Source organism: Vibrio sp. 1288 (assembly GCF_033344475.1).
The window spans coordinates 1-15,387 of sequence record NZ_JAWPOX010000046.1 but is presented as its reverse complement, the minus strand read 5'-3'; the positions used below and the strand labels follow the sequence as shown (position 1 = coordinate 15,387).

General features: G+C 43.4%; 12 protein-coding genes. 5 read left to right on the top strand and 7 right to left on the bottom strand.

Annotation, left to right across the window (positions count from 1 at the left end; all coding sequences use genetic code 11):
* The first annotated feature begins 248 nt into the window (after positions 1-248).
* The 3 genes from R8O11_RS22440 (at position 249) to fabV (ending at position 4,615) form a co-directional block, all read left to right on the top strand.
* Positions 249-884, top strand: a complete 636-nt coding sequence (locus R8O11_RS22440; protein ID WP_053306960.1) for a TetR/AcrR family transcriptional regulator — start codon at positions 249-251, stop codon at positions 882-884.
* A gap of 71 nt (positions 885-955) precedes the next feature.
* On the top strand, positions 956-3,238 hold the full coding sequence (locus R8O11_RS22435; RefSeq protein WP_017634878.1) for an acyl-CoA dehydrogenase: 2,283 nt from the start codon (positions 956-958) through the stop codon (positions 3,236-3,238).
* Positions 3,239-3,412: 174 nt separating this feature from the next.
* Entirely contained in the window at positions 3,413-4,615 is a 1,203-nt protein-coding gene (gene fabV, locus R8O11_RS22430) for an enoyl-ACP reductase FabV (RefSeq protein ID WP_005388648.1), read from the top strand.
* Between the two features lie 78 nt (positions 4,616-4,693).
* Here fabV and R8O11_RS22425 read toward each other — a convergent pair whose 3' ends face one another.
* Together R8O11_RS22425 and R8O11_RS22420 are read right to left on the bottom strand one after the other, a co-directional pair.
* Positions 4,694-6,376: an aspartate:alanine antiporter gene (locus R8O11_RS22425; RefSeq protein ID WP_005378028.1), complete on the bottom strand. Its 1,683-nt coding sequence runs from the start codon at positions 6,374-6,376 to the stop codon at positions 4,694-4,696.
* 175 nt (positions 6,377-6,551) lie between these two features.
* Positions 6,552-6,818 carry a GrxA family glutaredoxin gene (locus R8O11_RS22420; protein WP_005378026.1) on the bottom strand — a complete coding sequence of 89 codons (267 nt, stop codon included), beginning with the start codon at positions 6,816-6,818 and terminating at the stop codon, positions 6,552-6,554.
* A 377-nt stretch (positions 6,819-7,195) separates the two neighbouring features.
* Here R8O11_RS22420 and R8O11_RS22415 point away from each other — a divergent pair, with 377 nt between their 5' ends.
* Positions 7,196-8,440 (top strand): iron-containing alcohol dehydrogenase, encoded by a 1,245-nt coding sequence (locus tag R8O11_RS22415; RefSeq protein WP_017820842.1) that lies wholly within the window; start codon positions 7,196-7,198, stop codon positions 8,438-8,440.
* Between the two features lie 76 nt (positions 8,441-8,516).
* On the opposite strand, the gene R8O11_RS22410 is transcribed toward R8O11_RS22415, so the two are convergent.
* The 5 genes from R8O11_RS22410 to R8O11_RS22390 form a co-directional block, all read right to left on the bottom strand.
* Complete coding sequence (locus R8O11_RS22410; protein WP_005378021.1) at positions 8,517-9,371, bottom strand: MurR/RpiR family transcriptional regulator; 855 nt, start codon at positions 9,369-9,371, stop codon at positions 8,517-8,519.
* Positions 9,372-9,682: 311 nt separating this feature from the next.
* Entirely contained in the window at positions 9,683-11,329 is a 1,647-nt protein-coding gene (gene panP, locus R8O11_RS22405; protein ID WP_025766849.1) for a pyridoxal-dependent aspartate 1-decarboxylase PanP, read from the bottom strand.
* A gap of 211 nt (positions 11,330-11,540) precedes the next feature.
* Positions 11,541-12,053 (bottom strand): hypothetical protein, encoded by a 513-nt coding sequence (locus R8O11_RS22400; protein ID WP_017634875.1) that lies wholly within the window; start codon positions 12,051-12,053, stop codon positions 11,541-11,543.
* A 208-nt stretch (positions 12,054-12,261) separates the two neighbouring features.
* Complete coding sequence (locus R8O11_RS22395) at positions 12,262-13,167, bottom strand: lysine exporter LysO family protein (protein WP_318194446.1); 906 nt, start codon at positions 13,165-13,167, stop codon at positions 12,262-12,264.
* Between the two features lie 146 nt (positions 13,168-13,313).
* Positions 13,314-14,234 carry an HDOD domain-containing protein gene (locus tag R8O11_RS22390; protein WP_005378009.1) on the bottom strand — a complete coding sequence of 307 codons (921 nt, stop codon included), beginning with the start codon at positions 14,232-14,234 and terminating at the stop codon, positions 13,314-13,316.
* 369 nt (positions 14,235-14,603) lie between these two features.
* On the opposite strand from R8O11_RS22390, the gene R8O11_RS22385 reads away from it, so the two are divergent.
* On the top strand, positions 14,604-15,191 hold the full coding sequence (locus R8O11_RS22385; protein WP_005378007.1) for a TfoX/Sxy family DNA transformation protein: 588 nt from the start codon (positions 14,604-14,606) through the stop codon (positions 15,189-15,191).
* Positions 15,192-15,387: the final 196 nt, after the last annotated feature.

Sequence of the window (15,387 nt, the reverse complement as noted above, 5' to 3'; positions counted from 1 at the left end):
ATTTCATACTCTCGTCGCTCACTCCGAGCCGCCAAGGCTATTGTTAGCGTTTCAATTGCGATGGACTGAGAAATTTGATCGTTTTCTTCTGATAAGCTTCACCGGAGTATTCGATTGAATTTCAAAAGATTAGATCACACCTTTTACTGTCTGGTCAGACCAATTGGTTAAAGTGTGATGTTAATCATTTGTTAATCTTAAGTTTCGGGAGTATATTTTCAAACAGTTGTTTAATACGAGTGATTAAAATGGCCCCGAGAACATCAACAAAAGAAAAAATACTCGATGTCGCAGAAGGACTCTTTGCTGAACATGGCTTTAATGATACTTCGCTAAGAACGATAACAGGTAAAGCTAACGTTAACTTAGCATCGGTAAACTATCACTTTGGCGATAAAAAAACGCTGGTTAGAGCGGTTTTAGATAGGTATTTAGAAGCACTAATGCCGAGCATTAAGACTTCATTAATTGAGTTAAACACGCGCGATAGCTACAACATGGACGATGTCTTTGAGTCATTGCGATTACCTTTACGTACATTAAATGATGTACGCCCAAATGGTACTGCGCTATTTATGTTGTTAATTGGCCGCGGTTATACAGACGTTCAAGGTCATCTACGCTGGTTCATTACCACCAGATACGAAGAGGTACTGAACCTTTTCACTTTCTCGATAATGAAGGCGAACCCGGAACTATGTGAAGAACATTTGTTTTGGCGACTGCACTTCACGTTAGGAACCTGTGTATTTACGATGGCTTCAAGCCAAGCTCTTTCGGAGCTGGCAGAAAGTAAGTTTGAAAAGGAAGTCGATGTGAAATCTGTCGTCGATTTACTGATTCCATATTTGTCAGCAGGAATGTCAGCAAAGCAGTTGGCATAAGACAAATAAGAAAGTTAAACCAATAATAAGATTATACCCCGAGCGGTTACGTGAACAAAAGGATCTGAACTATGAGCTCTCTACGAAGAAAATGGATTAGTGACCCGGCTTTTAAAGTGTTCAAAAAAGTATTGCCACCTCTGTCTAGCACCGAGAAAGAGGCGATGGAAGCGGGTAGTGTATGGTGGGATGCCGAACTATTCTCAGGCAAGCCAAACTTCACAACATTGCATCATTATCCAACGCCTACACTGACGGCAGAAGAGCAGTCATTTATGGATAATGAGCTTGAAACCCTGCTAGAAATGCTTGATGACCAGAAGATTGTCAAAGAAGACAGGGATTTACCGCCTGAAGTATGGGAGTACCTACGTAAAGAGCGATTTTTCTCTTTGATCATCTCGAAAGCATATGGTGGTCGTGAATTTTCCGCTTTGGCGAACTCAACCATTGTTTCTCGTATTGCGACTCGAAGTATCAGTACCGCGGTATCGGTAATGGTACCGAACTCTCTTGGCCCTGGTGAGCTGCTATCGCACTATGGTACGCAAGAGCAAAAAGATTACTGGTTGCCTCGTTTAGCTGATGGTACAGACATCCCTTGTTTCGCCCTAACTGGCCCTGAAGCGGGTTCTGATGCGGGTGGCATACCTGATCAAGGCGTGGTTTGTTACGGCACCCATGAAGGCAAAGAAGTGCTTGGCGTGCGAGTTAGTTGGAATAAACGCTACATCACGCTTGCGCCAGTTGCGACAGTGCTCGGGTTAGCATTTAAACTGCAAGATCCTGAAGGGCTACTTGGTGACAAGAAAGAGGTTGGCATTACATGTGCGTTGATTCCCGCTGACCATGAAGGTGTCGAGATAGGCGAACGCCATGATCCTCTGGGGTCTGCGTTTATGAATGGTCCTACTCGTGGTGAAGATGTCTTCATCCCTATGGACTGGTTGATCGGTGGCGCTGATTATGCAGGTAAAGGTTGGCGTATGCTGGTTGAGTGTCTTTCTGCTGGTCGCGGTATCTCTCTCCCAGCGCTTGGCACAGCGATTGGTCACCTTACTACACGTACAACAGGTGCTTATGCTTACGTGCGTAAACAGTTTGGAATGTCGATCGGTAAGTTTGAAGGTGTTGCAGAAGCAATGGGGCGCATTGGTGGTCTTACTTACCTACTAGAAGCGACGCGTACGCTAACGACGACTTCTCTCGATATGAAAGAAAAACCTGGGATTGTAACCGCGATTGCCAAGTACCACATGACGGAAATCGCGCGTACCATTCTAAATGATTCGTTTGATATCCATGCGGGTCGTGCGATTCAAGATGGTCCAATGAACTATCTTGCTAAACATTACCTTGGTATCCCGGTTGCTATCACTGTTGAAGGCGCGAATATTCTGACTCGTAACCTGATGATTTTTGGTCAAGGTGCGACTCGATGCCACCCATATGTTCTAAAAGAAATGGAAGCCGCGGCGAATCCAGATTCTGAACAAGGTGCGAAAGAATTTGACAACTTACTCTTTAAACACATCAAGCACGCGCTCGGTAATACATTCGGTGCATTTGGTGCAGCACTAACTGGTTCTCGATTTGTTAACGCGCACATGAGTGGCCCAACGCAGCAATACTACAAAGACATTACTCGTCTCAGTCGTGCACTTGCAGTAAGTGCAGACTTTGCGATGTTAACCTTAGGTGGAGACTTGAAGCGTAAAGAAATGATCTCCGCACGTTTGGGTGATGGATTAAGCTATCTATACATGGCATCTGCTGCCTTGAAAAAGTATGAAGATGAAGGCCGTCAGCAAGGCGATCTAGACTTCGTTCATTACGCTGTTCAACACTGTTTGTATAACGCTTCTAAGTCATTAAATGAGGCTTACACCAACTTCCCTGTGAAATACGTTGGCGGTGTGCTTAAGGGGCTATTGTTCCCGCTTGGTAATCATTTCAATAAGCCAAGTGATGAGCTGTGTGTGAATTTGGCTGAAGCGATGATGACGCCAGGCGCGCAACGTGATCGCCTCACGCATCTGTGCTACATCGGAAAATCAGAGGATGACAGCGTAGGCTTAATGGAGAATGCATTCCTTGCAATGTACGACATTAAACCTTTGGAGCGTAAACTTATGAAGGCTGCGAAGGATGGTAAAGTGGCTCGTAAAGGTTTGCTGCATGACCGTTTGCAGCAAGCATTTGAAGCAGGCGTGTTAACTGAGCAAGAAATTGATCAAATCATGGCTGCAGATAAATTGCGCTACAAGGCGATTCAAGTTGACCACTTTAGTCATGACTTTTCTGAAGTGCGAACTCATAGCCCAAAAAAGTCGCAGTTGAATCCGGCGGCATAATAGACAACTAATGTTAAGAAAAGCACCTCAATGAGGTGCTTTTTTGTATTCTTGGGGAGTGGATGGTGGGATAGTGCTCCAACCACTTGCCTTTTAAGAGCATTTTTACAGAAATTAGATGCGAAATCCCAACGAAACTTTTATCCTAACAAGGTTTTTTAAAGGAAGTTGAATATGATCATCAAACCTAGAATTCGTGGATTTATCTGTACTACAACGCACCCTGTTGGTTGTGAAGCTAACGTAAAAGAACAAATTGCGTACACCAAAGCGCAAGGTCCAATCAAAAACGCACCTAAGCGTGTTCTTGTTGTTGGTGCATCAAGTGGCTACGGTCTATCTTCTCGTATCGCTGCGGCATTTGGTGGCGGTGCATCAACTATCGGTGTTTTCTTCGAAAAAGAAGGTACTGAGAAGAAGCCAGGTACAGCAGGTTTTTACAATGCCGCTGCTTTTGAAAAGCTAGCGCGTGAAGAAGGTCTGTACGCAAAAAGCTTAAACGGCGACGCTTTCTCAAATGAAGCGAAACAGAAAACTATCGAGCTGATCAAAGAAGACTTAGGTCAAATCGATATGGTGGTTTACTCACTGGCATCTCCAGTACGTAAAATGCCAGAAACTGGTGAATTAGTTCGTTCATCTCTTAAACCTATCGGTGAAACTTACACATCAACGGCTGTTGATACCAACAAAGATGTGATCATCGAAGCTAGCGTTGAGCCTGCAACAGAAGAAGAAATCAAAGACACTGTCACTGTAATGGGCGGTGAAGATTGGGAACTTTGGATCAATGCGTTGTCTGATGCTGGTGTTCTTGCTGAAGGTTGTAAGACCGTCGCGTACAGCTACATTGGTACTGAGCTAACTTGGCCAATTTATTGGGATGGTGCACTAGGTAAAGCAAAAATGGACCTAGACCGTGCAGCGAAAGCGCTAAACGACAAGTTAGCAGCAACAGGCGGCAGTGCCAATGTTGCGGTACTTAAATCTGTTGTAACTCAGGCGAGTTCTGCAATTCCTGTTATGCCACTGTATATCGCAATGGTATTCAAGAAAATGCGCGAAGAAGGTGTACACGAAGGCTGTATGGAACAAATCTACCGTATGTTCAGCCAACGTCTATACAAAGAAGACGGTAGCGCGGCAGAAGTTGATGAGATGAACCGCCTACGTCTGGATGACTGGGAACTTCGTGACGACATTCAGCAGCACTGTCGTGAGCTATGGCCTCAAATTACGACTGAGAACCTAAAAGAGCTGACTGACTACGTTGAGTACAAAGAAGAGTTCTTGAAACTATTTGGTTTCGGCGTTGAAGGCGTAGATTACGAAGCGGATGTGAATCCAGCAGTTGAAGCAGACTTCATTCAAATCTAATCGAATCACAGACTAGATAACCAATAAACAAAAGGCGCTCATTGAGCGCCTTTTTGTATTTCATAGTCAAAGTGAGTATTAACTTAGTATTATCAGAATCGTACCAGCTAGCGTCATTAAAATATTCGCAATCGCATAGGTACCCGCATAACCAAGGGCTGGGATGGTGGACTTAGCGTAGTCGTTAACGACATCCATAGCTGGAGCGCAAGTACGGGCGCCAATAATGGCACCGAAGAGCAGGGCACGGTTCATCTTGAGTACGTGTGCGCCAACTAAGTAAGCCAGAACCACAGGCACAACACTGACAATAAATGCCAAACCAATGACTTTTGGTCCTACTTGCGTTAGGTGCTCGAACATCTTTCCACCTGCACTTAGACCAATTCCCACCATAAAGAACATTAACCCTAGATCTTTGACCATATTCAGCGCCCCTTGTGGGACATAACCGAAAGTAGGGTGATTTGCTCGTAAGAAACCAAGCGTAATACCGGACAACAGAAGACCCACCGCATTACCCAAACTGAAAGACACCTGACCGAACGTCATTGTGATGAGGCCAAACAGAATACCCAAAATAAAGAAGCTACAAAAAGCGAGCAAATCGGCCATTTGACTGTGGATCGAGATGAAACCGATTTTTTCCGCCAGTCCATGTACTCGGCTTTTCTCGCCGCTCACTTGAAGGACGTCCCCTTTAGCGAGCACAATGTCTAAGTCCATAGGCATTTCAATCTGAGCGCGAACTACGCGGTTTAAGAAACAGCCAAACTCAGACAAATTCAAATCCGATAAACGTTTACCAGCGATAGCGTCACTTTTTACGACGATTTCTTCTTCAACGATGCGTAAATCAAGCAAGTTACGGTCGAATACTTCTTTACCATTACGGAAGCTAGGGTCTAATCGAGCATGGCTGTCAGGGAAGCCAACCAATGCAATTTCATCTCCCTCTTGCAAGATAGCATCACCATCTGGGTGGGCGAGAATACCATTGCGGCGGATTCGTTCAATGTAACAGCCAGTTTGACGATAAATCCCCAGTTCTCGTAAGTTTTTACCATCAGTCCAGTCAATTAGCTCTGGGCCCACTCGGTAAGCTCGAATAATGGGTAAATACACTTTTCTCTGGCTTGAATTTCCAAGGCCACGCTCTTGTGCGATTTGCTGCGCGGAATCAGAAAGGTTTTGTTTTTGCAGTTTTGGCAACAATTTAGCAAACATGATCATGCTAATTAAGCCGACCAGATAAGCCATCGCGTAGCCTACGGATAGATTTTCTAATACCAGAGAAAATTCCATATTCCGCGGTATAGTCGCAAGGCCAGAGTTAAGAGCATCTTGTGCACCAACCAGTACTGGCGTTGCGGTCAATGCGCCTGCCATCATACCGGCGGATAAGCCAAAATCGAGGCCGAAATAGTGACTCAAACCATACGTTAAGCTGACCGCAGACACGAGAACAGTCATGCTTAAAATAAAATAATGCTTACCATCTCTGAAGAATATACCAAAAAAGTTTGGTCCAGCTTCAATGCCAACGCAGTAGATAAACAGCATAAAGCCAATGGTTAAAGCTTCTGCATTAAATGAGAAACCAAGGTGGCCCATAACCAAAGAGGTAATAAGAACGCCAATAGAGTTGCCTAATTGTAATTTGCCAAATCGAATTTTTCCGATGGCAAGGCCAATGGCTAATACGACGAAGATTAGAAGGATAGGGTTTTGTTCGAGAAGGTATACGACGTCTATGTTCACTGTGTGGCTCGGTAGAGTGTGTGCCAAAAAAGATTAAGAACTGTGAATTGTAACTAAATATAGCAAAAAGATAAGTGAATTTTTTTAGGTTTTACCATTAGTTGACTTAACGTAATAACCAGCTGAAAAATAATAAAAAAGCCGCATGAAGCGGCTTTTTTGAAAACAGTCTTTATTACTCGTCAAATAGACCTAGGTGCTCTTTCGCGTATGCTTCGAATTCGTCGCAGCCACCGATGTGCTCTTGGTCGATAAAGATCTGAGGAACGGTTTCAACTGGTTTACCAACTGTTTTCTCAAGATCTGCTTTAGAAATACCCTCAGCGTGAATATCAACGTAACGGTAGTTGAAGTCATCACGTTTTGCTTTTAGCGTTTCTGCGTGCTCTTTTGCACGAACACAGAAAGGACATGCAGGGCGACCAAAGATAACAACGAACATAATCTTATTTCTCCTAAATCTATTCTTTTTTGAAAGCGTACAAAACATAGCGGCTGAGTGCGCTTTCTTTTGTTGGAGTAACTATGCCCGATCCAGATACGGAAATAAAGCGGCAATTACCTCTTGGTTCTATAGGTGAAATCTATCGAATAAAAACTAAACGCGCGTGCTTATTTTACGGCTCTGAAGTATGTGAAGTGACGCATAAAAAACATACATTCTAAAGGGTTAATGATGGCAAGGTGGAATTGGTCAATTTTTTTTGTTTAAAAAAATAGCAATCTATTTTGGCTATACGCAAATAACTTCAACTCTTACATAAGTGTTAAATCAGAGGGCGAGAGGTTATTTGGGTATATTCTTTTGGGAGGGTGTGTATGTTTCAGTTTATGACTGCAACAAGGATTATATTTGGTGAAGGTGCACTTCAATCTTCATTGTCCGTTATTAACCAATTTGGCTACAGTGTTTTGCTGGTTACTGGGCAGGATACCCAACGAGCCGCCCCCATTATCCAATATCTTAAAGCTCAAAATATGCGTTACCAGCACGTAGCTATCGTTGGTGAACCATACATCACGATGGTAGAAGAGACCGCAGTGCTCGGTAGAAAATTCCAACCTGATATGGTGGTTGCGATAGGTGGTGGCAGCGTCATCGATATGGGCAAAGCCTTAGCTGCCATTATTCCCAATCAAGGCAATGTTTACGATTACGTAGAAGTGGTAGGAAGAAGCGTCCCTTTAAAAGCAAAGCCTCTTCATTTTATTGCAATTCCTACGACAGCAAGCACCGGTTCAGAAGTGACCAGAAATGCTGTGCTGAAATCTGGACAAGATAAAGTGAAAGTGAGTCTTCGAAGCCCTGATATGCTCGCAGACGTTGCCATTGTAGACCCGACACTTACTTACGGGACCGACCAATACACATCTGGACGTGGCGCAATGGATGCGTTCACTCATTTAATGGAAGCGTATGTGTGTGGTGAGCCAAACCCTCTTACTGATATGGTCTGCGAAGAGGGGCTACGCCGTTTAAGCCGTTCAGTGATTGCCGCTTGTAAGCAAGATAATCATAAGGCGCGCTCTGATTTATCGTTCGCTGCATTGCTTGGTGGTATGGCGATTACTAATGCCAAATTAGGTGCTGCTCATGGGTTAGCATCGGCGTTAGGAGGCAAGTTAGACGCCCCCCATAGCGTTATTACGGCTCGCCTAGCTCCGCACGTGATGCAGGAGAACATTAACGCTGCTAAACTCGCGGGTAGGAATGATGTGATAAGTCGTTATCGTAAGCTGGCCCAATTAGTCACTGAGCGAGTAAATGCTAACGAACACGATGGAATTCTTTGGGTAAATATGGTGCTAGATAAGTTAGCGTTACCGCTACTGGCTCAATTTGGAGTATGCCAAACCTCTTTTGAGCAAGTGGCGAATGATGCGCTTAAATCAATGGCAATCAAAGGGAATCCTTTACCTCTTAATCAGGAACGTTTGATACACATATTGCAGCAAGTCTGTGATTGTAGCGGAGAGTGCGCAGCAGAGAGTGCACAACATGTCAGTTCTGTTGAAGTACTGGAATCAAGAACGGACTTATCGAGTGTCAACGACTTAGGGTGATTGCTCCCTTAGCAGCATTAAAACAAAAGGGGAGCCTTGAGCTCCCCTAGATAAAGTATTGACTAAGCTTTAGTGCTTAGTACTGGCTTAGTTTGTCATAGCGACTGTCTTTCAACGCATCTTTTACGCGTTTTAGGTTCTCACGGAAACCTGTACCACGGCGAAGAGTGAAGCCAGTTGCTAGCACATCAATCACTGTCATTTGTACAACTCGGCTTGCCATTGGCATGTAAACGTCGGTATCTTCTGGAATATCGAGCGTGATGGCCAGCGAGCTTGCCTTTTCTAGAGGAGAATCCTTCGCTGTAATCGCAATAACCGTTGCGCCATTTTCACGAGCAAGGTTCGCTATTTCTACCTGACTCTTTGTTCGACCGGTATGAGAAATAAGAACCACAACATCATTATCACTGCAGTTGATACAACTCATGCGCTGCATAACAATATCTTCAAAACAAGTAATTGGAATATTAAAGCGAATAAACTTGTTTTGTGCGTCTCGGGCAACAGAAGATGATGCACCAAGGCCAAAGAATGAAATGCGCTTCGCTTGCGTTAGCAAATCGACCGCACGGTTCACTTGCATTGGATCTAGGCTATTTTTCGCGACATCTAAACACGCCATCGTCGATTCGAAAATCTTATGGGTGTACGCGTCTGGGCCATCGTCTTCTTCCACATTACGGTTAACGTAAGGGGTGCCGTTTGCTAGGCTCTGTGCCAAGTGAAGCTTAAAATCTGGAAAGCCCTTGGTGTCCAGACGACGACAGAAGCGGTTTACAGTGGGCTCACTAACGTCAGCCATTTTAGCCAGCGTTGCAATGCTTGAATGAATTGCAGTTTGTGGAGACGCCATAATTACTTCCGCAACTTTGCGCTCTGACTTACTGAAATTCTCCAGGTTTTTTTGAATTTTTTCTAATGTATTCATAGTGTTCACGAGGGTATAGAGAACAACTCGCTGGCTCTGCTAACGAAAGGAAACACGAAGATTCCGGAGTAGAGTGGGGCGTTAACGAAAACAACCAGCGCCATAGAATCAGTATAAACCTGATCTTCAATCAGTCTAAACCAATAACGGGTACTATTTAGTGAGAATTTGACAGGCCTCAAACAAAATGTTGTAAAAACTACAGAATTGGATGTGTAAACGAAGTTTTGTTGCGCTAGTCGCACGATAATGATGTTTGAGTTACATCAAAACGAAAAAAAATTTCAAATTGATGTAACTTGATCTGGCCGTTAAGACGATTGAATATCAACAACCAGCTGCTGAATTCTTTTCATCAAATTTGGTGCTTGCTTGGCGATTTCGCGTTGTTCATCAAGCACCGAGCTCAAAATTTCTTTTGTGGTCAGTGGATTTGCCAAAACCACTCTAAACACTATCGTATTCATGCGTTGCCATTGGTCTGGGTTCAGTCTTGTACGTGAAACGAACGATTTGCCCGTTTCGCGCTGACGCTTTTGAATAAACTGTGTTAACTCATTGATCAGCTCATTCAGTTGTTCTTTTTGTGAGCCTTCTGCTTGTGCTAATGCTTCACGGATGAATGGCGGCAAATAACGGTATGTGAGCAGACAAAGCTCTGGTTCAGAAACTAATTCGAAATCATCTTGCTGTTTGATTAAATCCGCAAAGTAGCGAGCTTTTTCAATGCTTTGGTCAATCAGAAGCTCGTAACCTGGGCGACTTATGATGTGCATTGCGGCGTAGACCAACATCGCCATGCCCGAACGTGAGCCTTCTAGTGTATGGCTGCCTAGGTCTTTTGAACCTTTGCGCAATATATATTGAGCGTGATGCTCTATGGATTTCATTGCGTCAGGGTCTTTGAACAGAACCATACCAGCGCCCATCGGGATATAGAGCTGCTTGTGTGCATCAATAGTTACTGAGTCTGCCATTTCCACACCTTTAAGAAGATGACGGTGATGGTTAGACATCAGTGTTGCGCCACCCCATGCGGCATCCACATGGAAGTGACAGCTGTGAGCTTGGCAGACTTCAGCGATTTCAGGCAATGGATCAACATTACCTGTCTCTGTTGTGCCAGCCACACCAATAACAGCAATAGGCTTGATGTTTTGTTTTTCGAGCTCAACAATTTTCGCTTTCAGGTCGTTGACAATAATACGGTTGTTGGCATCGGTTTTAACCGCAACCAAGCCCTCTTGGCCTAGCCCTAATACATCGGCTGCTTTCTTAAGGGAGTAGTGACCACGCTCAGACACTAGCACCGCTAAGCCATCATAGCCATAGTGCTTCATGGCTTTAAAAAGGCCTTCCTTTTCAACGCCTTTAAATGAGCCATTGGCTCTTAACGCTTTGTTACGTGCTACCCAAAGCGCAGTGATATTGGCAATGGTGCCGCCGGAACAAAATGCGCCTAATGAGTGGTTTGCACTGTGCATCCACTGATTGTAAAACGTATCATTCTGACCATATATCAAGCGATGCAGCATACCCAAAACTTGACGCTCAAGTGGCGTAAAGGCTTTGGAAGTCTCTATTTTTACCAGGTTTTGGTTTAAGGCGATCATGATCTTTGACAGTGGCATCAAGAAATAAGGCAGTGCCGATGTCATATGACCAATGAAGCTTGGTGAAGATGTGTGAACTGAGTGCGACACCAAAGTGTCGAGTAAGTGCTCTGTATGATCTGACACGAACTCTGGCTGCTCAGGAATCTGAGCAGAAGAAAAGTCTTTTTCGATTTCGCGTAAAGGCTTTTCTTCTGCCACGATGTGTTCACGAAGAAATTGATTTAGATTTCGCGAGAGGCTCTCGTCAATTTTAGTTAACGTTGAGTCCGGACCTTCTGGGACAGTGAAGATCTTTAGCAAGCTCTCAAAGCTAACATCAGCGGTTTTTTGTTCCTTAACCATAGCAAAGAATCTTTGTAGTTATTTTGGTAATGCGAGCGGCACAATCTAAACTAAAACGGGCGCAAAGTCCCGTTTTAATTGTTGAAACCCAAGTTGTAGAAATGAAAATTTTAGGTGAAGGTTACGATATTCACATTAAAAAATTCTAGATTGAGTACGTTAAAACATTCTAGTGTTTTTGAATGCTAATCAACGACTAATGCGAGCAACCTTAGTCACATTTCTGCTTTTCAATCTTTTCTATTGACTGATTGTACTTATTAAGTGCGGTATCAATTTGTTGGGGATGACTAAGCAGATCAGCGAATGCTGAACGAAGCTCGTAGTTTTTTGGGTGGTTAGTTGATTGACGGTCGCTAAATGTCTGTTTTGCAACTTCACCTAACTTATCGCTTCGGGTCGCTAACTGCTTAACGTCATGTTGCTCTAGTTTTAACCATGCTTCGATTGGCTGTTCCGTCGCAACGCGGCTAGGGTCGTTCTCTAGAAAGTAGTGAACCGCTTCGCGGTTTAATTCAAAGTGATGTTTACGTCCATCCAAGAACCATTGGCTCACTTCTTTCAGATCTGGATATTGGGTAACCGTCAAATCAACAAGATCTTGATACCATTGTAGTGAGGCATCGACGTAGCCATCGTATTTGCTAGCAAGACATTGTTGATCTGCGGCAAGCGTAAAAGTTGAGCTTGTAGCGAGGAGCGCTGCAACGACAAAGCGTTTCATTCTTCTTCCTTCTGGTTGTTATCCCTTTATTAACGCAATGCACATCAGTTGATGTTTCTCCCTTCTTTCTATTTGGTCGTGACAAATCGTTGGGCTGAATGACGAAAAGAAAGAGGGGTCTTGCCAAAAAATATTGACCACTTTGACGTTAACTGGGTATTTAAATTTTTGCCGTATTGTAATGGATGTTAAAGCGAAAACCTGAGATCTAGCTAGCAAGTGATACAAAGAAAAGCATCGTAACTGGTACCAATAAACTCAAAATAAAGCCGCTAACGATAGCAACAGGAACACAACGCACACCACCGGTAGTTTGAATAACGGGTAGGGTGAAGTCCATTGCTGTTGCACCGGCATAACCAATTGCGGTGCACGGATAGCTACGAATAAAGAGAGGAATGGCAACCAGTGCGACTAACTCTCTCATCAATTCAATCAAGAACGACGCGCCACCAAATACCGGACCAAAAGCGTCACCCATTAAAATACCTGCGAGTGAATACCAGCCAAAACCTGAAGCCATTGCGAGTGCTTGATAAAGAGGAAGATCCAAAAGCACCGCTGCAAGAACGCCACCAAGCATACATGTTGCGATGACAACAGCCGCAATGGCCATTCCTTGTTTATTTAATAGGATTTGACGCAGAGTAAGTCCACTATTGCGCAGCTGAATACCAATAAAAAATAGAAGTAGAAAGAGTATCCATTCGCTTGCTGTATCTACCCAACTCAAATCAATGGGTAACAGCAGGCCAACCACTAACCCTCCGCCAACGACCACGATAAGCTTAACTGACTCTAAAGCCATCGAAGATAACGGTAGCTTCTTTTGATTCTGATTGGTCTGGAGTGGAATAATTTTATCAATAATAGGCAGAGCCAACAGGTTGCAGGCACTTAGACACAAAAAAAACGTACTCGCATAGAGGAGAATACTTTGTAAGTTGCTGCTTAAATTATCGAGCGCCGCCAAACTAAGACCCATCAACGACAAAATGACGTAAATAAGGTAGGACGTTGACTGATTGATCTTCTCCAATAACGAAGATCGAGATATAGGAATTAGATACCCCACCACAAGCGGAGCGAAAATAAATAGCATCCCTGAGAACATAAAGCTCAATGATTCCTTTTTGAGATAACATCAACACGCATAAATCAAATTATCTATCGGTTGAAATTAGAGACATTTCACCACACACAGCTCAGCCTTGAGCGAATCGTTTTATCGCGGATAAGGTATTATCAGAAAGCGATAAATTACAAACCGCTAGCATTGAGTACAGCACGGATTTGATCATTGAAGTCAGTATCACTCATGTTACTAAGTTCATACAAGACTTCTGCACCAGTTAAGTTGAATTCAACTTCATGTTCGTCAATGCGTTCATCGTGATTGCGGAACATCAATAAATGATGCGCAATTCTAGCGATGTCGAGATAACTCACTTCTGGTCGCGTTAACTCGTATTTTTCGTTTGAGGATACTTCTCTGAAGTCGTTGTCAAACCCCCAACGCTCAAGTACCAGTTTACTTGTGGCAGAACAACGTGTTTGGAAGATCTGCAATGCAATATCTGGGTCTAAGTAATTGCCCCTATCTAAGTACAAGTGGTACTCATTAATTAGGCAAAATAACCCAATATCGGCTAATAGACCGACCAATAACGCCTTTTCTTGCTCTAGATGACCATAAGTGCCTGGCTCGTGGCTACGAAACGATTGAACCAACATCACCATGACGGCACCGAGCTCACGCGATATCGCTGCACTCTTCACCAAGATGGCATTGCATTCTTTAGTGAGATTAACTGAGTGTTTAAGTTGCTCGATCGCTTGTGCGGTAACAATATCACGTACACGAAGTATTCCGAGACGAGATACCGCTGTAGTTAAGTCGTTGCAGGTGATATTTCTGCGATTGAAAATCACAGAGTTAGCGACTCGTAAAACGACCGCTGCTAATCCGGGATCTTCCAATAAACAGTTCGCAACATCGGCAATCGTGGTGTGTTCTTCGACACATAACTGCTGAATTTTAAGCACGACATCAGGAATAGGAGGTAACGAAATCTTACCCGTGGCGATGGACTGTTCTACCAGCTGAGCAAACTCGGATTCCAGTGCGTTTATAAGCTTATCTTTATTATTTGGCAGCCAAAAAAATGATAAATGTTCCATTGTGACGCTGTACTTGAGATCTTTCGTACAGTGTACCCTTACAGCGTATTCTTTATCAATTAAATGCGTATTATGTGCCCGTAATTGCCAGCGAGATCATAATGATGGCGTGTTTTAGGCATGCTATGCGTCAAAAAAATATCACCACACAAACAATAAGTGTGAAACTAATCACGTATGCAGAATTTATACTTTTTTATATGTGACCTATGTCCTAACTTATTTTTCAACGTTAAGTATGATTAAGCAAGTTGGTGAGCACAACTCACAAAAATATCGCCAACAAATCGACATTTATAATTCGCTATAAGCTGCTGTTTATCTGGTGACATCGCTAATCGGGGTAATTTATTCAGATTAAAGAGGTCAATGGACATGACAGACCAAGCTTTTTTTAAATATGTACGCACCTTCAGTGAGTACCAAAAACGTTCTATGTTCGGTGGTATTGGTTTATTCACCGATGATGCTATGTTTGCGCTTGTCAGCAATGATTGCTGCTACTTACGTGGTGGTAATGGGCTAGATGAAGTGTTTACTCAACTGAGCTGTGAGAAGTATAAGCACGTCAAAAAACAGACGACGGCAACCGTAAATTATTATGATGTAACCGATTTATTCGAATCCGGATATGTAGGGCTTGATGAACTGGTACAGAAATCAATTGAATACTCAATTAAGGAACGGAAATATCAAAAGTCCTCTGCCAGTAGACGCTTAAGAGACTTACCCAACATGCAACTAACCCTTGAACGTATGGTCAAGAAAGCCGGTGTTGATGACGTAGAAACCTTTTTAGAACTTGGACCTGTAAAAGTCTTCAACAAAGTTAAAACGGCTTACGGTAATGATGTTGATGTAAAGCTACTGTGGAAATTTGCTGGTGCAACTGATGGCGTACATTGGAAACTGATCCAAGAGCCGCGTAAAAAACAGTTATTGGCACTGTGTGACTAAGCGAAGCTGATCGCACAATGATTGACTCGTTTCGATGGAGTTAGCGGGTCGTAAAGGCAAGTGTGAAAAGCGGAAAAAGGACGTTGAAGTTTTTTACCACTTCATTGAGTTAGTCATTAAATTGGCTATGTTCCCTTTAACTGTTGTTATACTTAAAGTAGGCAACGATTGGAGGGAACTCCTATGCTTCAGTCAC